Origin of the sequence: Kribbella sp. ALI-6-A (genome assembly GCF_001984195.1) — a bacterium.
Taxonomy (GTDB): domain Bacteria; phylum Actinomycetota; class Actinomycetes; order Propionibacteriales; family Kribbellaceae; genus Kribbella.
Window position 1 is genome coordinate 358636 of sequence record NZ_MTQN01000011.1, and the last position, 19958, is coordinate 378593.

The following is a 19958-nucleotide window of genomic DNA, read 5'->3' on the forward strand; positions in this document are numbered from 1 at the left end:
CCATCTCACCATCCCCGTCCACCGGTTTTCGTCGCTAAGCTGCCCGGGTGCCGTCCATGCCGAGCGAACCAGGGGCCAAGCGCCCGGTCACGCTCGACGACGTCGCGCGGCACGCGGGCGTGTCCCAGCCGACGGCCTCGCGGGTGCTGAACGGCAGCGCGCGCAAGGTCGCCGAGAGCTATCGCGAACGGGTCCTCGCGGCGGCTCGTCAGCTCGGCTACACCCCGAACCTGCCGGCCCAGGCGATGGCCCGCGGTACGTCGCGCACGGTCGCGCTGGTGATCAGCCTGATCGCCGACCCCTACTTCTCCGCGATGGCCGCCGAGATCATGAAGCAGGCCGAGGCGATCGGACTGCACGTGTCGATCGCCGTCACCGAGCGGCACGCCGAGCGCGAGCTCGACCTGGTCCGCGAGCTCCGCGGGCAACAGCCGCGGGCGATCATCCTGGCCGGCACCGGGTACGTCGACCCGCCGTCGGAGCAGGACCTGATCGACGAGCTGCGCCGCTACGAGGAGACCGGCGGGCGCGTCGTACTGATCAGCCGCAACGATCTGCCCTTCGAGACCGTCGACTTCGACAATCACGAAGGCGCGCGACAGCTGGCCCGTGAGGTTGCGCGACTCGGCTACCACCGTTGCCTGGTGCTCGGAAGCGCCACTCCCCTGCTCTCGATGCAGCGCCGGGTCGATGGTTTCGTGCAGGGGCTGATCGAGTCGGGTGCGGGCGACGCGCGGGTGCATCACCCCGAGTTCAGTTGGGTCGGGGCCCGCGACTACATCTTGTCCCTGACCGACGACGAGCTCCGCGACCTGCAGCTGGTGTTCGCCGTCACCGACGACATGGCGCTCGGCGCGCTGGCGGGTCTCCGCGAGCGCGGCCTGCGCATCCCCGAAGACGTCGGCGTGGCCGGCTTCGACGACATCAGCACCCTGCGCGACGTCGTACCGAAGCTGACCACGGTCCACGTCGACCTGGCCGCGGTCGCGGAGGAGGCCGTGTACCGGGCGACAACCCACGACCCGGACCTGGTACGTCGTACGGCGCCCGCGTACCCGGTGCTGCGGGACAGCACTCCCCCCATCAGGCCAGGGGTTTGAGCGCGCGAGCCGAGTTCCACAAGACGCCTCGGTTGCCGCGGTCCGGGTAGGCCTCGACGACGGCAGCGTAGAGCTCCTCGGTGGTGTGGGTGCGCTCGACGATGGCGGCGAAGTCCTGCAGGTAGCGGCGGGTCTCGCTGATCCAGCGCGGGCTGTCGTCGCCGTCGAACGGTTTGTGGCCGGCGACAACTGCTTTCGGGTTCAGGGCTTCCAGGGTGTCGAGCGCGGCCAGCCAGTGCTCGAGGCCGTCGTTGCCGGACTCGGCGAGATAGGGGTGGATGTTGTCGTAGACCGAATCACCGGCGACGACGAGGCCGATCGACTCGACGTACAGGCCGGTGGTGCTGTCGGTGTCGGTGTGGCCGAGGTCGAGGGTGGTGAGTTCCTCGCCTTCGAGGACGAGCGTGCCTTCGAGCGGTTCGGCGACGACCGGGTGGTCGGTGAGCTGGCCGGGGAAGCGTGGGAGCCAGTAGTCGTCGAGCCAGCGCGCGGTGAGCTGGCCACGCATGGCCTCGACTACGGCCGGTGTCGCGACGACCTCGGCGGACGGGAATCGCGCGAGGATCTCCGGTACGCCGAAGAAGTGGTCGCCGTGCCCGTGGGTGATGAAGATCGTGGTCAGTTCCTTGCCCTTGGCAGCGATCCAGCCGGCCAGGTCCTGCCCCTCGGACCGGGTCATCAGGGCGTCGACCAGAACAGCGTCGCGGTCGCCCGTGATCAGCGTCGCGCTCGTCGGCGACCACATCCGGCGGGTCTCCCCCGGCGGCAAGTCGGATGAGACGACTGGTTTCGACGGTGCGATGTACGTGGTGTAAGTGAGCATGCTCGCGTTCCTCGAGTCGAGCGGCGCGGTTGCCGCACTCACCACGGTCCCGCGCTCGGCGGGCGCTCAGAAGGGCGGGACTTCCTAGGTGTCCGGCTCCTACGAAGTCGCGAGCAACTCCAACGCGGCCGCGCTCGGGCTGCCCGGCTCGGCGGTGCCGACCAGGAGCTGCAGTCCAGCAGCGGCCCGGACGTCGAAGGTCTGATACGTGAGCTCGATCCGCCCGGCGCGAGGGTGGAAGAAGATCTTGTACGCCCGGCTGAACCCCCGCGCGGTCTGGTCGGACCAGATCGTCGCGAAGTCCGGCGACGTGGCGAGCAGCTCGTCGACCAGCGTGCGGATCCCCGGGTCGTCCGGGAAGGTCCCGGCGTTCAGTCGTACGGCGTGCACCGCGCGGGTCGCGACGGCGGTCCAGTCGCCGAAGATGTCGCCGGCCTTCGGGTGCTGGAACATCATCCGCAGCATGTTCGTCATCCCGAACGGCGCGAGCAGCGCCTCGGCGACCCGGTTCGCCGCGAGGATCTCGTACGCCGGGTCGAGCACGTACGCCGCGGCCGTCGGGAAGTTGTCGAGCAGCTGGAGCAACGCCGGATGCACGCTGTCGCGCGCCGCCCCCAACGCCGGCGCGGGCGTCAGCCCGGCGAGCCGGAAGAGGTGGCTGCGGGCATCGGCGTCGAGCCGGAACGCGTGAGCGATGCCGTTCAACACCTGCGGCGAGGGGTTCCGCTCGCGGCCTTGCTCGAGGCGGGTGTAGTAGTCCGCGCTGACCACCGCCAGCACGGCGACCTCTTCCCGCCGCAACCCGGCGACCCGCCGGTCCCCACCGCCCGGCAACCCCACCGCCGCGGGATCCACCCGCGCCCGCTGCGCCCGCAGAAACTCCCCGAGCTCGCCGTTGCTCACGACTTCCAAGCTACCGGGCCGCGTCGCGCCAAGCGGCTGCTGTGAGGGAGTAGATCGTCGCGTCGAACTTCACACCGTCCTCCTCGAGCTCCGCGGTGTGGTCGAAGCTCATGCCGAGGCGTCGCATCACGGCGATGCTGCGCAGATTCGGTGTGTCCGTGACGGCGATGACTCGGGGCAGATCGAGGTCGAGGAAGGCGTGAGTGAGCCAGGAGGCCGCCGCCTCGGTGGCGTATCCGTGGCCCCAGTGTTCGCGGGCCAGGCGCCAGCCGAGCTGGAGTTCGTCGGGATACCACTGTTCCCGGCTCAGACCGCAGGCTCCGACGAAGGCGCCGTCGGACCGGCGTTCGATCGCCAGGAACCCGAAGCCGTGGGCGGCGTACTGGGCGTTGACCTGCTCGGCGATCAGGTCGGAGGCGGCGCGGGTGAGCGGTTCGCCACCGAGAAAGCGCATCACCTCGGGGTCGCTGTTCAGCGCGGCCCAAGGGTCCAGATCGGACGCCTGGAAAGGTCTGAGCAGCAGGCGTTCGGTCGTTCGCATGGTCAGGGCCGGGTCGCGTAGAACGCCACGGCGGCCGAGGACGCCACGTTGAGGGAGTCGACGCCGCCGGACATCGGGATGCGCACGATCAGGTCGGACTCCGCGAGCACGTGCGGTTTGAGGCCGTGGCCTTCGGTGCCGAAGATCAGGGCGAGTTTCTCGTCGCGGCGGGCGGTGAGGGCGTCGAGGGTGATGGAGTCGTCGGTGAGGGCGAAGGCGGCGGTGACGAAGCCGTGCTGCTTCAGCTTGGCGAGATCGCCGGGCCACGACGTCAGGCGCGTCCACGGGACCTGGAAGACGGTGCCCATGGAGACCTTGACCGAGCGGCGGTAGAGCGGGTCGGCGCAGGTCGGCGTGACAAGGACCGCGTCGACGCCCATCGCGGCGGCGGCGCGGAAGCCGGCGCCGACGTTGGTGTGGTCGACGATGTCGTCGAAGATCGCGATCCGGCCGTGCTGGACGCCGGTCAGAAGGGTGTCGAGGTCAGCGGGCGGCCGGCGCTTGTACGACGCGAGGGCGCCGCGGTGCACGTGGAAGCCGGTGACACGCTCGGCGAGTTCCTCGGAGACGAGGTAAACGGGTGCCTCCGGCCACTTCTCCACCACGTCGGCGAGGGTTTCCAGCCAGCGCGGGGCGAGCAGGAAGGAGCGCGGCGCGTAGCCGGCGTCGGCGGCCCGGCGGATCACCTTGTCGCCTTCGGCGATGAACAGGCCGTGCTCCTCCTCGAGCAGCCGGCGCAGGTTCACCTCCCGCAGCTGCACGTAGTCCGCGAGCCGCGGGTCGTCGGCGTCGGTGATGTCGACGATCACCCGCACCACCCAGATCCCTCCCACGCGGCCGGTACGCCGGGACGGCCGATGCGGCTCACCGGCGTACCTGCGCTGCGACGTCGACGACGTCACCGATGACAACGATCGCGGGCGCGCCCAACCCGGCCGACTGGGCGGTCTCGGCGATCGTGGCCAGGTCGGCCGTGACCATCCGCTGACCCGGCAGGGTGCCGTCGGCAATCACCGCGGCGGGCGTCGCCGCCGGACGGCCGTGTTCCATCAGCGTGGCGGTGATCTTCGGCAGGTTCTCGACAGCCATCAGCAGAACCAGCGTGCCGGTCAGCTGCGCCAACGCCGCCCAGTTGATCAGCGAGTCCGGGTGGTCCGGCGGGATGTGGCCCGAGACGACGGTGAACTCGTGGGTCACGCCGCGATGGGTCACCGGGATACCGGACACGGCGGGCACCGAGATCGAGCTGGTGATGCCAGGAACCACGGTCCAGGTGACCCCGGCCTCGGCGCAGGCGATGGCCTCCTCGAAGCCGCGGCCGAACACGTACGGATCGCCGCCCTTCAGCCGTACGACGAGCTTGCCGGCCAGAGCCCGGTCGACGAGGATCCGGTTGATCTCCTCCTGCTGCGCCGAGCGGCCGCGCGGCAGCTTGGCGGCGTCGATCAGCTCGACCTCAGGGTGCAACTCGTCGAGCAGCTGCTGCGGCGCGAGGCGATCGGCAACAACGACGTCGGCCTCGGCGAGCAGACGGCGGCCGCGAACGGTGATCAGGTCGGGATCGCCCGGTCCCCCGCCGACGAGGTAGACGCCGGGTTGCTTGTCGAGCGAGTCCCGCGCGCCGAGCGCGCCGGTGCGCAGCTCCTCCAGGATCGCGTCCCGTACGGCGGCCGACCGGCGATGGTCACCGGCCCCGAGCACGCCGATGGTGACGTGATCGTGCTGCCCGGACGCGGGCGTCCAGGCGGTGGCGCGGGACCGGTCGTCGGAGCGGACGCAGAAGATCCGCCGCTCCTCGGCCTCGGCCGAGACCTGGTCGTTGACCTCGGCGTCGTCGGTCGCGACCACGACGTACCAGGCGCCCTCCAGGTCACCGGGCGTGTAGCCGCGCTCGACCCAGCGCAGGTCGGGGTTGGTCAGCAGACCCTCGATCGTCGGGGTGATCGCGGGCGAGATCACGTCGATCTGGGCGCCGGTCTCGAGCAGGCGCGGCAGCCGCCGCTGAGCGACACCGCCGCCACCGACGACCACGACCCGGCGCCCGGTCAGCACCAGGCCCGACAAGTACGGCGAAGGCTCGGTCACGCGTCCTCCCCAGCAGTGATCCCGGCCGACTCGAAAGTCGCCATCTCCGACAGGGCCCGGACGGCGCAGGTGAGAATCGGATACGCCAGTACGGCGCCGGTGCCTTCGCCCAGGCGCAGATCCAGGTCGACCAGCGGCTGGAGGCCGAGGGTCTTCAGCGCGACGGCGTGGCCGGGCTCGGCGGAGCGGTGCCCCGCGACGCAGTAGTCGATGGTCGACGGGTGCAGCGCCTGGGCGACCAGCGCCGCGGCGCCGGCGATGACGCCGTCCAGGATGACCGGGACCTTGTTGGCGGCCGCGCCGAGGATGTAGCCGGTGAGGGCCGCGTGCTCGAGGCCGCCGTACGCCGCGAGGGCGCTCAGCGGTTCGGTGGCGGGGACCTCGTGCAGGGCGAGGGCGGCCTCGACCACGGCCGTCTTGTGCGCCAGGGTGGCGTCGTCGATGCCGGTACCGCGGCCGGTGACCTGGCCGGCCGTCGTACCGGTGAAGGTGGCGATCAGGGCGGCCGAGGCGGTGGTGTTCGCGATGCCCATGTCGCCGGTGAGCAGGCAGCGGTAACCGTCGGCGACGAGCTGGTCGGCGAGCTCGAAGCCGACCGAGACGGCGGCCAGCACCTCCTCGGCGGTCAGTGCGGCACCGACCGACAGGTCGCGGGTGCCGGGGCGGACCTTGGCGTGCACGATGTCCAGGTCGTCCACGTCGGTCGCGACGCCGACGTCCACCACGCGGACATCGACCCGGTTGTTGGCGGCGAACGCGTTCACGGCGGCGCCGCCGGCGGCGAAGTTCGCGAGCATCGCGGCGGTCACCTCCTGCGGCCAGGGGGAAACCCCCTGAGCGTGCACTCCGTGGTCGGCCGCGAACACCGTCACCACGGCCGGAGCCGGAACCGCCGGTGCCCCGGTGCGCGCCCCTGCCATGCCCGCCACGCGCACGGACAGCTCCTCCAGTACGCCGAGTGAACCGGCCGGTTTGGTGAGCAGCTGCTGACGCTGCGTGGCGGCCGCCATCGCCGTCTCGTCGGCCGGGCCGATCCGGGCCAGGTACTCCTCCACCGCAGCTCCTCCAGTTCGTCGTCCGGCCGTCTGGACACGGCCAGCCCTGATCTTCGCATCTCCGCCCCCGTGCCCCGCCCGGAGTGCGCGACAGATGGACAGTAATGTCGGAATCACCACATGTCGCGAGATCCCGGGAGGATCACAGATGTCGCTCGAACGGCCGGTCGCGCAGGACCCGTACGAGAAGCTGCCCGCGGTGGGCTCCTTCACTGTCACCAGTACCGACTTCACCGACGGCGAGCCGCTCGCCGACGCGCAGGTCTTTGCCGGTGGCAACACGTCGCCGCAGCTCAGCTGGTCCGGGTTCCCGGAGGAGACCAAGGGTTTCGTGGTGACCTGCTACGACCCCGACGCGCCGACCCCGTCCGGGTTCTGGCACTGGGTGCTGGTCAACCTGCCCGCCGACGTCACCGAGCTGCCCGCTGATGCCGGCGCGACGGAGCGGCTGTCGAACGGCGCGTTCCACGTCCGCAACGACTACGGCACGAAGAACTACGGCGGCGCGGCCCCGCCGGCCGGCGACCCGGCGCACCGCTACTACTTCGTCGTGCACGCGCTCGACGTCGAGAAGCTGGACGTCGACGAGGAGGCCAGCGCCGCGGTGGTCAGCTTCAACCTGGCCTTCCACACCCTGGCCCGCGCGATCGCCACACCGGTGTTCCAGACGGCCGAGTGACACCCTGTACGGCGGGGAGCCAACTCCCCGCCGTACAGGTGTTCAGTCCTTGATGCCCGACTGGGTGACGCCCTGGATCAGGTAGCGCTGCAGGAACGCGAAGATCAGCACCAGCGGCAGGATCGACACCGCCACCGCCATGAACAGCTCGTGGATGTTGATCGTCTGCGCGGTGACGAAGGTGGACAGCGCGACCTGGATGGTCCACGACGACGAGTCCTGCCCGATCACCAGCGGCCACAGGAACGAGTTCCAGTTGCCGATGAAGGTGATCGCCGCGATCGCCGCGAAGAACGGCAGCGAGTTCGGTACGACGATCCGCCAGAACGTGCCGAAGTGTCCGGCACCGTCGACCCGCGCGGCCTCCTCGAGCTCGCGCGGGAAGCTCAGGAAGTACTGCCGGAACAGGAACGCGGCGAACCCGCTGAACAGCGTCGGGATGATCAGTCCGCGCAGCGAGCTCACCCAGCCCAGCGACGAGACCACGATGAACGTCGGGATGAAGGTCACCGCGCCGGGGATCATCAGCGTCGCCACGACGGCGTAGAAGACCTTGTCGGCGTGCCGGTACGGGATCCGGGCCAGGCCGTAGCCGGCCATCGATGCCAGCAGCAACTGCCCGCCGGTGCCGAGCACCCCGACCACGGCCGAGTTCCACAGCGCCCGGGCGATCGGCACGCTCTCGTCGTTGAACAGCTCGCTGACGTTGCCCCATTGCAGATCCTTGGGGAACAAAGTCCAGTCCGGCGCCGTGATGTCGGCCTCGGTCGCCAGCGCGTTGCGCAGCACCAGGTAGAACGGCAGCAGGAACAGGACCACCGCGATCGCCAGCGCGACCCAGCGCAGGCCCTGGGTGATCCGGCCGAGCCCGGTGCGGGAGTAGCCGATCGGCTGCGGCGTCCCGGTGGTGCGCTCCGCCGTGGCCATCAGTCGCCCGCCTTCCCGAATCCGAAGATCTTGTTCTGCAGCAAGGTGACCAGCATGATGATCGCCGCCAGGATCAGCGCGCCCGCGCTGCCGCGCCCGAGGTCCTGAATCGTGCCGAGCGAGATCCCGTACAGGTAGACCAGCGGCGGCCGGGCGAAGTTGACGTTGCCGAGCAGGTTGTAGAACTCGTCGAAGGCCTGGTACGCCGCGATCAGGTTCAGGATCAGCACCGCGACCGCCGTCGCCCGCAGCTGCGGCCAGGTGATGTGGCGGAACACCTGCCAGCCCGGTTTCGCGCCGTCCACGTACGCCGCCTCGTACAGCGCGGGCGAGATCCGTTGCAATCCGGCGATGAACAGGATCATGTAGAAGCCGAGCTGCAGCCACAGCCGGACGGTGATGATCGGGATCCAGTACCAGGGCGGGTCGACGGTCGACAGCCAGGCGATCTGCTCGATGCCGAACCAGCCGAGCACGGTGTTGGCCAGGCCGAACCGGACGCCGTTGAAGATCGACAGCTTCCAGATCAGCGATGCCACGACGTACGAGCACGCGGTGGGCAGGAAGAACACCGACCGGAAGAACGCCCGGGCCACCTTCACCTGGTTGACCAGCAGGGCCAGGGCCAGCGACAGGACGAAGGTGAGCGGCACGATGAACAGCGCGAACACCGAGAACGTGCCGAGGCTGGACAGGAAGTTGTCGTCGGTCAGCATGTCGACGTAGTTCTGCACGCCGACGAACTTCGTCGGCGTGACGGTGTTCTGGGCCTCGAAGAAGCTCAGCACCAGACTCCACAGGATCGGCAGGTAGCTGAAGATCAGCAGGCCGATCACGAACGGCCCGACGAACAGCCAGAACGACCAGGTGGTGCCGGCGATGCCCGTCGAGGTGGTGCGCCGGCTCATCCGAACAGCCGGGACAGTTCCGTGCCGACGGTCTTCTCGGCCTTGCTGATCTCGGCGGCCGGATCGGCGCCCTTGCGGATGATGTTGGTCAGCATGTCACCGAAGGCGGTGCCCATCTTCGGCGTCCAGGCCGGGTTGTCGGTCCGGCCGTACTGCTCGTTGAGCTTCACCGTCTCGGCCGCGGCACCGGCCTGCAGCTTGGCGGCCTTCGCGGCCAGGCTCTTGCGCGGCGGGATGTGGAAGCCGTAGTTCAGGCACCAGTCCTCCTGGAACTCCGCCTGGTCGATCCACAGCCACTTGACGAACTTCTTCGCCGCATCGACATTCGCGCTCTTGGCGGACACGAACTGCGTCCAGCCGCCGGAGTAGACCGCCGGTGTGCCCTGCGCGTCCAGCGCCGGGAAGGCGAACACGCCGAGGTCGTCGCCGAACGCCTTCTGCATCGCCGGCAACGCCCACATCCCGATCCACTGCATCGCCACCAGGCCCTGCAGGAACGCGCCGGGGTCGGTCCAGTCGGTCGGGGCGCCGAGCAACGTCGCCTTGCTGGTGTACAGCTCGCGCAGCTTGCCGAAGGCCCGTGCCGCGCGTTCGCCGGTGAAGCCGGGCTGGTTGTCCTTGGTCAGGTACGCGCCGCCGGACGACCACAGCGCCGGACCGCCGAGCGCCACGCCGCCGTCGTTGCCGACGAAGATGCCTTTCACCTTGTCGGTGGTGAGTTCCTTGGACGCCGCGATCAGGTCGTCGATGGTCTGCGGCGGCTGGATTCCCGCCTTGTCGAACAGGCTCTTGCGGTAGTAGATCACCTGCGGATCGACGATCATCCGGATCCCGTAGACCTTGCCGTCGACGGTGTTGGTGGACAGATCCTCGGCGCTGAAGTCTTCCTTCACGCCCTCCAGCAGGTCGTCCAGCGCGACCACCTGGTTGCTCTTCACCATCGCGATGTTCAGCTGGCTCTCGAAGACGTCAGGACCCTTGCTGGACAGCAGTCCCGACGACAGCTTGGCGCCGTAGTCGCCCGGCGTCCACTGCACGCTGACGGTCGCGTCGCCGTACGCCTTGGCGTACTTGAGCGCGGCCTCACGGGTGCCGGCTTCGCCGTACTGGTGGTACCACTGCGCGAGGGCGGGTTTGCCGCCACCTCCCCCGCTGTCCGCGGGGCGTCCGGTGTTGCCGCCGCAGGCGGCGGTGAACGCGGCGAGGGCGGCCAGGCCGCCGGTTCGTTTGAGCAGATCGCGCCGGGACAGACCGGCATTCGGGCGACGAGCAGCCATCACTCCACCTCCGCGAGCAGCGTCCGGGACCCGGAGATCCCGGCGGGGTCGGCACTACGTGAATCGTTGGAGAAGTGATCCGACAATGAACGAAAATCGCCGCTCGCGCAAGACCGCGGAACCGCTCAGCTGAAACGTTTCCCCTGTGTGGCCAGCGAGACCAGCAGGGCCGGGGGTTCGAAGCGTTCGCCGTACGACGCGGCGAGTTCGCGCGCCCGGGCGACGAAGCCGGGCAGGCCGCCGTCGTACTGGTTGACGTAGTGCAGAGCTCCGCCGTACAACGTTGGGAAGCCGATGCCGAGAATGGATCCGATGTTGGCGTCGGCAACCGACCGCAGCACGCCCTCGTCCAGGCACTTCACGGTCTCCAGCGACATCGCGAACGTCATCCGCTCCTGCAGATCGGCGAACGGCACGTCGGCCGTCCCGGCGCCGAAGTGCTGCCACAGCCCGCGCCACAACCGCTTGGGACCGTCGGCCGGGTAGTCGTAGAAGCCCGCGCCGGCCGCCTTCCCACGCCGGTCGAACTCGGTCACCAGCCGGTCGGTCACCGCCATGCCCGGGTGCTCGCCGAAGGCGCCCGCGCTGTCCCCGGCCGCCCGGGCCGCGTCGCGGATCTTCTGCGGAAGCGTCAGCGTCACCTCGTCCAGCATCGCCAGCGGCGGCGCGGGGAAGCCCATCTGGGTCGCGGCCCGCTCGATCGTCACCGGGTCGACGCCCTCGGCAACCATCGCGGCGCCCTCCATCACCAGCGTGCCGAAGACGCGCGAGGTGAAGAATCCCCTGCTGTCGTTGACCACGATCGGCGTCTTGCTGATCTGGCGCACGACGTCGTAGGCCTTGGCCAGCGCGCGATCCGAGGTCTTCTGCCCCACGATCAGCTCGACCAGCGGCATCCGGTCGACCGGCGAGAAGAAGTGCATGCCGATGAAGTCGTCCGGACGATCGATGCCGTCGGCCAGTGAGGTGATCGGCAGCGTCGACGTGTTCGAGCACAGCAACGCGTCGGGCTCGACCACGCCGGCGATCTCGGCGAAGACCTTCTGCTTCAGCTCCTCGCTCTCGAACACCGCCTCGATCACCAGGTCGCAGCCGGCCAGGTCGTTCGGGTCGGCGGTCGGCGTGATCCGACTCAGGAAAGCCTCGACCTTCTCCGGTGTCGTCCGCCCCTTCTTGACCTGCTTGGCGAGCAGCTTCTCGGAGTACAGCTTGCCCTTCTCGGCCGCGTCCAGCGAGACGTCCTTGAGCACGACCTCGAGGCCCACCTTCGCGCAGGAGTAGGCGATCCCGGCACCCATCATCCCGGCGCCCAGCACGCCCACCTTGCGCGCCCGGTACGCCGGTACGCCGTCCGGCCGGGACGCGCCGGCGTTGATCGCCTGCAGCTCGACGAAAAACGCGTTGATCATGTTCTTCGCGATCTGCCCGGTCGCCAGCGAGACGAAGTAGCGCGACTCGATCCGCGACGCCGTGGCGAAGTCGACCTGGCTGCCCTCGACCGCCGCGCTCATGATCGCCCGCGGGGCGGGGTAGGGCGCACCCTTGAGCTGCTTGCGCAGGTTGGCCGGGAAGGCAGGCAGGAACGCGGCCAGCTTCGGCGAGGCCGGCGTACCGCCGGGGATCTTGTAGCCGTCGCGGTCCCACGGCTGCTTGGCGTCACCGTCGTACGCCTCGATCCAGTCCTTCGCGCGAGACAGCAGCTGATCCGCGGGCACGACCTCATCGACGATGCCCACCGACTGCGCGTGCGCGGGCTTCATCCGCTGCCCCTGCAGCAGGACCTTCATCAGCGCGTCCTGCAGGCCGAGCATCCGGACCGTGCGCGTCACGCCGCCGCCACCGGGCAGCAGACCGAGGGTGACCTCCGGGACGCCGAGCTCAATCCCGTTGTCATCGGCAACGATTCGGTGATGGCAGGCGAGCGCGATCTCCAGGCCACCGCCGAGCGCCGACCCGTTGATCGCGGCCACCACCGGGACACCGAGCGTCTCCAGGATCCGGAGCTGACGCTTGATCTCCTCGACCGTCTCGAACAGCCGCGCGGCGTCCTCGGGCCGGGCCTGGGAGATCAGTCGCAGGTTGCCACCGGCGAAGAAGGTCTTCTTGGCGCTGGTGACCACGACGCCCTTCAGCGACTCCTTCTCCGCCTGCAGCCGCTCGACCGTCGCGGCCATCGAGCTCAGGTAGAGCTCGTTCATCGTGTTCGCCGACGCGTCCGGGTCGTCCATCGTCAGCGTGACGATCCCGTGCTGCTCGGTCCAGGAGATCATGCCGCCAGCCTCTCGATGATGGTCGCGACGCCCATGCCGCCGCCGACGCACAGGGTGGCCAGACCGTAGCGGAGCTCGCGCCGTTCCAGCTCGTCCAGCAGGGTTCCGATCAGCATCGCGCCGGTGGCCCCGAGCGGGTGCCCGAGCGCGATCGCGCCGCCGTTCACGTTGACCTTCTCGTGCGGCACGCCGAGGTCGGCCATGAAGTGCAGGACCGCGGCGGCGAACGCCTCGTTCATCTCGAACAGGTCGATGTCGCTCACCTCGAGCCCGGCCTTGGCCAGCGCCTTCCGCGCGGCGGGTGCCGGGCCGGTCAGCATGATGGTCGGGTCCGCGCCGCTCACCGCGGCCGCGACGACCCGGCCGCGCGGCGCCCGGCCGAGCGCCTCGCCGGCCTTTTCGTTGCCGACGGCCACCAGCGCCGCGCCGTCCACGATGCCGGAGGAGTTGCCGGCGTGGTGCACGTGCTCGATCCGCTCGACCGTCACGTACTTGTCCAGCGCGACCGCGTCGAACCCGCCGTGCTCACCGATCGCCGCGAACGACGGCGGCAGCCCGGCCAGGGTCTCGACCGTCGTCCCGGGCCGGACGAGCTGGTCGTGGTCGAGGATCCGCAGACCGTTGCGGTCGTCGACCGGTACGACGGAACGCGCGAAGTACCCGTTCGCCCAAGCCTTCGCGGCGCGGGCGTGCGACTCGGCGGCGTACGCGTCGACGTCGGTCCGGGAGAAGCCGTCGATCGTCGCGATCAGGTCGGCGCTGACACCCTGCGGGATGAAGCCGGTCCGCAGCGCGGTCTCCGGGTCCATCGCCCAGGCGCCGCCGTCGGACCCCATCGGTACCCGCGACATCGACTCGACGCCACCGGCCAGGATGAAGTCCTCCCAGCCGGAGCGCACCCGCTGGGCCGCCTGGTTGACCGCCTCCAGACCGGACGCGCAGAAGCGGTTCAGCTGGACGCCGCCAGTGGTCTCCGGGTAGCCCGCGGCCAGGACGGCGGTGCGGGCGAGGTCCATGCCCTGGTCGCCGATCGGGGTGACCACACCGAGCACGACGTCGTCGATCGCCGCCGGGTCGAGGCCCGGATGCCGCGCGCGCAGCTCGGTGAGCAGGCCGGTCACCAGCTGGATCGGCTTCACCTCGTGCAGGGCGCCGGTCGGCTTGCCCTTGCCGCGAGGGGTCCGGATCGCGTCGTACAGGAAGGCTTCGGTCATGGGCGTCCCGTCGTCTGAGGTGAACAGACCGATTGTGACAGCGATGGTGTCACAGTGGTCAAGGGCGGGTGACTAAGATCTCCGCCATGGCCGAAGCGAGCTCGGAGACCGGGCCGGACGAAGCGACGCTCACCGTCGACGAACTCTCCACCCGGGTCGGCATGACCGTGCGAACGCTGCGGTTCTACGCCGGGCGCGGGCTGATCCCCCCGCCGGTCCGCCGCGGCCGCGTCGGGTACTACGGCCCCGAGCACATCGCGCGCCTCGACCTGGTCCGCGAGCTGCAGGCGCACGGCTTCACGCTGTCCGCGATCGAGGGCTATCTGGAACGGATCCCGCCGAACGCCTCACCGCAGGACATCGCCCTGCACCGGACCCTGCTCACGCCATGGATGCGCGACCTGCCGGAGACGCTCGACCGGCCCACGCTGGTACGGCGTACCGGGCGGGAGTTGAGCGACGACGACATCGAGATGCTGGTCGCGCTCGGCGTGGTCGAGCCGACGCCCGACGAAGACGTGTTCCGGGTCGCCACCGCCCACCTCAGCCTCGGCGTCGAGCTGCTCGATCTCGACCTGCCGGTGGACGCCGTGCTCGCGGCCGGGCGGATCTTCAGCGAGCACGGCCGGGCGATCGCCGAGGAGCTGACCGAGGTGTTCCGCACCAAGGTCTGGCCGCACTACCGCGACTCCGGCGGCCCGCCGGAGCACATCCAGCAACTGGTCGAGCGCTTCAAGCCGGTCACCATCCAGGGTCTGGTGCTGGCCTACGAACGCGCGGTCGGCGAGACCCAGCGCGACACCGTCCGGCGCTCCAGCAGCAAACCGCGACGCTGACGGCCGGCGCCGCGACCCGCCCTAGGCGTTGGGCACGCGCAGGTAGGTCAGCCCGCGCAGGTCGACGTAGGTGTCGGTCGGGGTGGTGACGACGCGCAGCAGCACGTCCTCGCAGCCCGGGCAGCGGGCGACCAGACCCGGCGCGTCGGCGTACAGGCGTGCCTCGGCGAAGACGCCGGTGTGGCCGCAGCCGTTGCAGCGGCCGGTCGCGGCGGTGAGGTCGACGGCGAACACCTCGCTGAGCGCGCCCGCCGCCGCGTTGCCGTCCAAGTGGGTCGGGACATCCGCGGTCATCGCGGTCCTCCTGTCGGTCCGAAACGTTCGGTTCTGACCCGGGCCGGGTCGTGGCCGGCGGCGACCAGCAGGTCGGCGACCGTCTCCACGAACGGCGTCGGGCCGCAGACGTAGGTGGTCAGCTCGTCGCTGGGCGCAAAGGCCTTCGCGGCGAGCAGTTCGGCGTCGATCCGGCCGACCCGGGGTTCGCCGGGCGGCGCCTCCCGGGTGTAGACGAAGGTCAGGTCCACGTCGTCGGACGCCGCCAGGGTCTTGAGGTCCTCGCGGTAGATCACCGAGGTCGCCCGGCGGACCGAGTACAGCAGCCGGGCCGGCGCCGTACTGGACGCGTGGGCGTGTTGCCGCAGCATCGCCATCAGCGGTACGACGCCGGAACCGCCGCCGATCAGCTGGATCGGGCCGGTGCTCTCCGGCCGCCAGACGAACCACCCGCCGACCGGGCCACGCACCTCCAACTGGTCACCGACACCGAGCACACCCACCAGGTACGACGAGACCTCGCCGTCCGGCACCTGCTCGACCGTCAGCTCCACGGTCGTACCGGTCCAGGCGGACGCGATCGAGTACGACCGGGAGGCGCGGTAACCGTCCGGCGCCGTGAGCCGGACGTCCAGGTGCTGCCCGGCCAGGTGCCCGGGCCAGTCCGGCAGGTCGAGCACGATCGTCCGGGCGGTCGCGGTCTCCTCGCGAATCTCCGTGACGGTGCCGGCCTGCCAGGTCAGTCGCCGGCGTACCGCTGTTCTTTCCATGGGTCTCCGTACTCGTGATAGCCCGCGCTCTCCCAGAACCCGAGGTCGTCGCTGTCGGACAGCGCCAGGCCGCGGACCCACTTGGCGCTCTTCCAGAAGTACAGGTGCGGCACCAGCAGCCGGGCCGGACCGCCGTGCTCGGCGCCGAGCGGCTCGCCCTCGAACTCGTAGGCGATCCAGGCCTGCCCGTCGAGCAGGTCCTCCAGCGGCAGGTTCGTGGTGTAACCGCCGTAGCTGTGCGCCATCACGAAGTCCGCGCCGGTCTCGACGTCGGCGAACAGCGTGTCGAGAGAGACGCCCTTCCACTCCGACTGCAGCTTCGACCAGCGCGTCACGCAGTGGATGTCCCGGGTGATCTCCTCACTCGGCAGCTGCAGGAACGCCTGCCAGTCCCACTTGTGCACCTCACCGGTCTCGGTGGTGATGCTGAACTCCCAGTGCTCGGGCAGGATCCGCGGGGTCGGCCCGGCCGACAGCACCGGAAAGTCCCGCGTCAGGTACTGCCCCGGCGGCAGGTCCGACCCGCTCCGCCGACCGGTGAACCCCGGCGACACGATTCCCATCAGCCGACCTCCCTCGTTGCACGACTCGCTGCCCGAAGTCTGGCACGAGTTGGCGCCGAATCACCCCAGGGACCTGCCCGGGCGTCAGATTCCCAGGGTCCGGCCGATGACTTCCTTCATGATCTCGGTGGTGCCGCCGTAGATGGTCTGCACGCGGGTGTCGAGGTAGGCCTTCGCGATCGGGGACTCGGTCATGAAGCCGTAGCCGCCGTACAGCTGCAGGCAGCGGTCGACGACCTTCTGCTGCAGCTCAGTGGTCCACCACTTCGCCATCGCGGCGTCGCTGACGGTGAGCGTGCCGGCGGTCAGCTCCTCGATGCAGCGGTCGACGAACACCCGGGCGATCTGGGTCTCGGTGGCCAGCTCGGCCAGCACGAAGCGGCTGTTCTGGAACGAGCCGATCGGGCGGCCGAACGCCGTCCGCTGCTTCACGTAGGCCAGCGTGGACTCCAGCACGTTCTCGCACGCCGCCGCGGCGACGACCGCGATCGCCAGGCGTTCCTGCGGCAGCTTCTCCATCAGGTGGACGAAGCCCTGGCCCTCCTGGCCGAGCAGGTTCGAGGCCGGCACCCGGACGTCGTCGAAGAACAGCTCGGCGGTGTCCTGCGCCTTGAGGCCGATCTTGTCCAGATTGCGGCCGCGCTCGAAGCCCGGTGTGCCACGCTCGACGACGAGTAGCGAGATGCCCTGGTAGCCGGCGTCGGGATCGGTTTTCGCGACCACGATCACCAGGTCGGCGAGGATGCCGTTGGAGATGAACGTCTTCTGGCCGTTGAGCACGTAGGAGTCGCCGTCGCGGATCGCCGTCGTCCGGATCCCCTGCAGGTCGCTGCCCGCGCCCGGTTCGGTCATCGCGATCGCGGTGATCGTCTCGCCGCTGCAGAACCCCGGCAGCCAGCGCGCCTTCTGCTCGTCGGTGGCGTAGTCCAGCAGGTACGCCGAGTTGATGTCGGTGTGGATGCTGAACCCGACCCCGCTCGCCCGCGCCCGGGTCAGCTCCTCGATCAGGACGGCGTTGAACCGGAAGTCGCGCGCGCCGCCCCCGCCGTACTGCTCCGGCACCATGAAGCCGAGCAGGCCCGCGCTGCCGGCCGCCGTCCACAGCTCGCGCGGCACGATGCCGGCCTCCTCCCAGGCGTCGTGGTGCGGCACGATCTCCTTGTCGCAGAAGGCCCGCACGGTTTCACGGAAGGCGTCGTGATCGGGGTCGAACAGCTGACGATGCACGGGCGGTCTCCTCTGGTCAGTCCTGTTCCGGTCAGTTCTGTACGGCGGCACCGGAGCGCAGCAGCTCGTCGACGTCCGTGACACCCCAGTCGGTCAGCGCCTCCCGCGTGTGCTGACCGGGCCGTGCGGGGGCGTCGCCCAGTCCCGTCGCAGTCCGGGAGAACCGTGGCGCCGGCGCGGGCTGCCGTACCCCGTCCTGCTCGCGGAAGATCTCGCGGGCAACGAGATGTGGGTGGTCGCCAGCGAGCGGCAGGACCGGCGCGACGCACGCGTCGGAGTTGTCGAACACCTCGGTCCACTCGGCCTGGGTGCGTTGCCGGAAGGCATCCACGAGTTGTTTGCGCAGCTCAGGCCAGTTCGCCGGATCGTTCCGGTCGGGAACGGCGATGCCGAGACCGGCGATGAGCTGGTCGTAGAAGGCAGGTTCGATCGCGCCGACTCCGACGTACTGGCCGTCCGCGGTTTCGTAGACGTCGTAGAACGGAGCGCCGGTGTCGAGCAGGTTCGTCCCGCGCTGCTGCGACCAGTTCCCGGCGGCCAGTGCGCCCAGCAGCATCGTGGTCAGATGCGCCGAGCCGTCCACGATCGCCGCGTCGACGACCTGGCCCTGCCCACTGCTTCGCGCTTCGTACAGCGCGGCGAGCACGCCGATCACCAGGTACAACGAGCCGCCGGCGAAGTCGCCGAGCAGGTTGGCGGGAACCTGCGGTGGTCCACCCGCGCGGCCGATCGCATGCAGCGCACCGGACAGGCCGAGGTAGTCGATGTCGTGCCCGGCGGTCTGCGCGAGCGGACCGTCCTGCCCCCAGCCGGTCATCCGCCCGTAGACCAGTCGCCGGTTGACCGCCCAGCAGTCCTCCGGACCGAGTCCCAGCCGTTCCGCGACGCCAGGCCGGAATCCCTCGACCAACGCATCGGCCTGACCGACCAGCTGCAGCACGGCTGCGACCGCTTCCGGCTTCTTCAAGTCCAGCGCGACGCTTCGCCGTCCGCGATTGAGCAGCTCGAATTCGGGCGGGCCCATCGCCAGCCCTCCCCCGGGCCGTTCGATCCGCAGCACCTCGGCGCCGAGCTCGGCCAGCAGCATGCACCCGAACGGCGCCGGCCCGATGCCCGCCAGCTCGACGACCCTGACCCCGCTCAGTGGACCCATGCCGCTCATTGTGACAGTTCTACTGTCACAGTCGTCAAGTCATCCTGCGCGCCCGATCCCCGAGGTGGTCGGCGAAGGTGATCGTCCCGTACGACGGCCCGTCGACGAGCCCGGCGCCGTCGGCGAAGGCCCCGAAGATCTGCCCCGGAACGCGCACCGGCACCACCGGCCGCCGGGATCCGCGCGCCGCCTTCCAGACCCGGGCGAGCTCCGGCAGCGGCCGGCGTTCCGGCCCACCGATGTCCGGCGCCCGACCACTGACCGGCTCGGCGACGAGCTCGGTCACACGCGTGGCGACCTCGTCGACAGCGATCGGCTGCAGCGTCATCGCCGGAGCGAAGAGCGCCGGCACCTTCACGCCGAAGATCCGGTCGAGCAGCTCGTGGAACTGCGTGGCCCGCAGGATCGTGAACGCCGTCCGCGACTCGACCAGCCGCTCCGCCTCGAGCTTGTGGCGGTAGTAGGGCAACGGGTTCCGGTCGATCCCGACGATCGACAAGTACAGTACGCGCGTCGTCGCCGGAGTCGCGGCGAGCAGGTTGCGGGTCTGCTGGACGTCGCGTTTGCCGAGGCCCGTGGCGAGATGGACGACCATGTCCACGCCATCGACCGCCGCGGCGACGCCTTCGCCGGTGTTCAGGTCGCCGGTCACCAGGTCCGGTCCGGTTCGGCGGCTGAGCACGCGGACCGTGTGGCCGGCGGCGCGAAGGCGTGCGACGGTCGGCCGCCCGAGGGTCCCGGTGCCGCCGGTGACCAGCAGAGTCTTCATCGTGGTGTCCCTGCTCAGTCCGTGCGGAAGGTCTCCGCGGCTTGGTGGATCTTGCCGTAGTACTCCGACCAGCCGGCCGCGTCGAGCATGTCGGCGTCCGCGCCGCCCGTGCCGTCGATCAGTTCGCGGACGATGTCGGCGTGGCCTGCGTGGTGTGCCGTCTCGTCGACGACGCGGACCAGCAGCACGCCGAACGTCGTACGGCGGTTGCCTTCCGACCAGTGCGGGACCTCAGCGGGAGTGTCCAGGTCGAGCGTCGCCAGGGACTCGTCGCTGTGCGCGCAGGCTTCCCGGTAGAGACCGGTCAGGTACTCACTCGACTCCGACGGCAGGGCCCACATGTCCGCGCCCTCCCAGACCGAGCCGTCCTCCTCCCACGGCAGCTGCCGCTCGGGCGGGCGACCGACGCTTGTGCCCAGGTAGACGTACTCCACGCCGGTCAAGTGTTTGACCAGGCCGAGCAGGTTCGTGCCGGAGGGGACGAGCGGGCGGCGCATGTCGTACTCGCTGAGCCCTTCGAGCTTGGCGAGCATCACCGCTCGGGTGCTTCGCAGGTACTCGTGCAGCACGGGTTTGAGGTCCATG

Annotated in this window: 21 protein-coding genes; 3 read left to right on the forward strand and 18 right to left on the reverse strand. The window is 69.9% G+C overall.

Annotated features, from left to right (window positions below; all coding sequences use genetic code 11):
• Positions 1 to 56: 56 nt before the first annotated feature.
• A complete protein-coding gene (locus tag BWI15_RS22240) occupies positions 57 to 1100 on the forward strand; it encodes a LacI family DNA-binding transcriptional regulator (RefSeq protein WP_077016402.1) in 1044 nt (347 codons plus the stop codon).
• Here BWI15_RS22240 and BWI15_RS22245 read toward each other — a convergent pair.
• From BWI15_RS22245 to cobT, 6 genes are all read right to left on the reverse strand, one after another.
• Positions 1084 to 1923 carry an MBL fold metallo-hydrolase gene (locus tag BWI15_RS22245; RefSeq protein ID WP_077016403.1) on the reverse strand — a complete coding sequence of 280 codons (840 nt, stop codon included), beginning with the start codon at positions 1921 to 1923 and terminating at the stop codon, positions 1084 to 1086. The genes BWI15_RS22240 and BWI15_RS22245 overlap by 17 nt on opposite strands.
• A 99-nt stretch (positions 1924 to 2022) precedes the next feature.
• On the reverse strand, positions 2023 to 2826 hold the full coding sequence (locus BWI15_RS22250; protein ID WP_202817710.1) for a helix-turn-helix transcriptional regulator: 804 nt from the start codon (positions 2824 to 2826) through the stop codon (positions 2023 to 2025).
• 10 nt (positions 2827 to 2836) lie between these two features.
• Entirely contained in the window at positions 2837 to 3367 is a 531-nt protein-coding gene (locus BWI15_RS22255; protein WP_077016405.1) for a GNAT family N-acetyltransferase, read from the reverse strand.
• 2 nt (positions 3368 to 3369) lie between these two features.
• Complete coding sequence (locus tag BWI15_RS22260) at positions 3370 to 4182, reverse strand: TrmH family RNA methyltransferase (protein ID WP_143465849.1); 813 nt, start codon at positions 4180 to 4182, stop codon at positions 3370 to 3372.
• Between the two features lie 49 nt (positions 4183 to 4231).
• Complete coding sequence (gene cobA, locus BWI15_RS22265; RefSeq protein WP_077016406.1) at positions 4232 to 5452, reverse strand: uroporphyrinogen-III C-methyltransferase; 1221 nt, start codon at positions 5450 to 5452, stop codon at positions 4232 to 4234.
• Complete coding sequence (gene cobT, locus BWI15_RS22270) at positions 5449 to 6507, reverse strand: nicotinate-nucleotide--dimethylbenzimidazole phosphoribosyltransferase (protein ID WP_077016407.1); 1059 nt, start codon at positions 6505 to 6507, stop codon at positions 5449 to 5451. Before cobT ends, cobA begins: the two co-directional genes overlap by 4 nt.
• A gap of 148 nt (positions 6508 to 6655) precedes the next feature.
• Here cobT and BWI15_RS22275 point away from each other — a divergent pair, with 148 nt between their 5' ends.
• Entirely contained in the window at positions 6656 to 7186 is a 531-nt protein-coding gene (locus tag BWI15_RS22275) for a YbhB/YbcL family Raf kinase inhibitor-like protein (protein ID WP_077016408.1), read from the forward strand.
• 42 nt (positions 7187 to 7228) lie between these two features.
• Here the strand turns inward: BWI15_RS22275 and BWI15_RS22280 are convergent, their stop codons facing one another.
• From BWI15_RS22280 to BWI15_RS22300, 5 genes are all read right to left on the reverse strand, one after another.
• Complete coding sequence (locus tag BWI15_RS22280; protein ID WP_077016409.1) at positions 7229 to 8113, reverse strand: carbohydrate ABC transporter permease; 885 nt, start codon at positions 8111 to 8113, stop codon at positions 7229 to 7231.
• Positions 8113 to 9021 (reverse strand): carbohydrate ABC transporter permease, encoded by a 909-nt coding sequence (locus BWI15_RS22285; protein WP_077016410.1) that lies wholly within the window; start codon positions 9019 to 9021, stop codon positions 8113 to 8115. The genes BWI15_RS22280 and BWI15_RS22285 overlap by 1 nt, the downstream gene beginning before the upstream one ends.
• Entirely contained in the window at positions 9018 to 10298 is a 1281-nt protein-coding gene (locus tag BWI15_RS22290; protein ID WP_077016411.1) for an ABC transporter substrate-binding protein, read from the reverse strand. Before BWI15_RS22290 ends, BWI15_RS22285 begins: the two co-directional genes overlap by 4 nt.
• A 125-nt stretch (positions 10299 to 10423) precedes the next feature.
• Positions 10424 to 12568: a 3-hydroxyacyl-CoA dehydrogenase NAD-binding domain-containing protein gene (locus BWI15_RS22295; RefSeq protein ID WP_077016412.1), complete on the reverse strand. Its 2145-nt coding sequence runs from the start codon at positions 12566 to 12568 to the stop codon at positions 10424 to 10426.
• Positions 12565 to 13782, reverse strand: coding sequence for an acetyl-CoA C-acetyltransferase (locus BWI15_RS22300; RefSeq protein WP_077016413.1), 1218 nt, complete (start codon positions 13780 to 13782; stop codon positions 12565 to 12567). The genes BWI15_RS22295 and BWI15_RS22300 overlap by 4 nt, the downstream gene beginning before the upstream one ends.
• 86 nt (positions 13783 to 13868) lie before the next feature.
• Between BWI15_RS22300 and BWI15_RS22305 the strand changes: the two genes are divergently transcribed.
• Positions 13869 to 14618, forward strand: a complete 750-nt coding sequence (locus BWI15_RS22305; protein ID WP_077016414.1) for a MerR family transcriptional regulator — start codon at positions 13869 to 13871, stop codon at positions 14616 to 14618.
• 21 nt (positions 14619 to 14639) lie between these two features.
• Here the strand turns inward: BWI15_RS22305 and BWI15_RS22310 are convergent, their stop codons facing one another.
• From BWI15_RS22310 to BWI15_RS22340, 7 genes are all read right to left on the reverse strand, one after another.
• Complete coding sequence (locus tag BWI15_RS22310) at positions 14640 to 14912, reverse strand: DUF6510 family protein (protein WP_077016415.1); 273 nt, start codon at positions 14910 to 14912, stop codon at positions 14640 to 14642.
• Entirely contained in the window at positions 14909 to 15661 is a 753-nt protein-coding gene (locus tag BWI15_RS22315) for a ferredoxin reductase (RefSeq protein WP_077016416.1), read from the reverse strand. The genes BWI15_RS22310 and BWI15_RS22315 overlap by 4 nt, the downstream gene beginning before the upstream one ends.
• Positions 15631 to 16224 carry a sulfite oxidase-like oxidoreductase gene (locus BWI15_RS22320; protein ID WP_077016417.1) on the reverse strand — a complete coding sequence of 198 codons (594 nt, stop codon included), beginning with the start codon at positions 16222 to 16224 and terminating at the stop codon, positions 15631 to 15633. Before BWI15_RS22320 ends, BWI15_RS22315 begins: the two co-directional genes overlap by 31 nt.
• An 84-nt stretch (positions 16225 to 16308) precedes the next feature.
• Positions 16309 to 17451, reverse strand: a complete 1143-nt coding sequence (locus tag BWI15_RS22325) for an acyl-CoA dehydrogenase family protein (RefSeq protein WP_077016418.1) — start codon at positions 17449 to 17451, stop codon at positions 16309 to 16311.
• 31 nt (positions 17452 to 17482) lie between these two features.
• The gene (locus tag BWI15_RS22330) at positions 17483 to 18604 is read right to left on the reverse strand and encodes a CaiB/BaiF CoA transferase family protein (protein WP_077016419.1); all 1122 of its coding nucleotides are present in this window, start codon (positions 18602 to 18604) and stop codon (positions 17483 to 17485) included.
• Positions 18605 to 18638: 34 nt separating this feature from the next.
• Complete coding sequence (locus tag BWI15_RS22335; protein WP_077016420.1) at positions 18639 to 19373, reverse strand: SDR family oxidoreductase; 735 nt, start codon at positions 19371 to 19373, stop codon at positions 18639 to 18641.
• Between the two features lie 14 nt (positions 19374 to 19387).
• Positions 19388 to 19957 carry a DinB family protein gene (locus BWI15_RS22340; protein ID WP_077016421.1) on the reverse strand — a complete coding sequence of 190 codons (570 nt, stop codon included), beginning with the start codon at positions 19955 to 19957 and terminating at the stop codon, positions 19388 to 19390.
• Between the last annotated feature and the right edge of the window lies 1 nt (position 19958).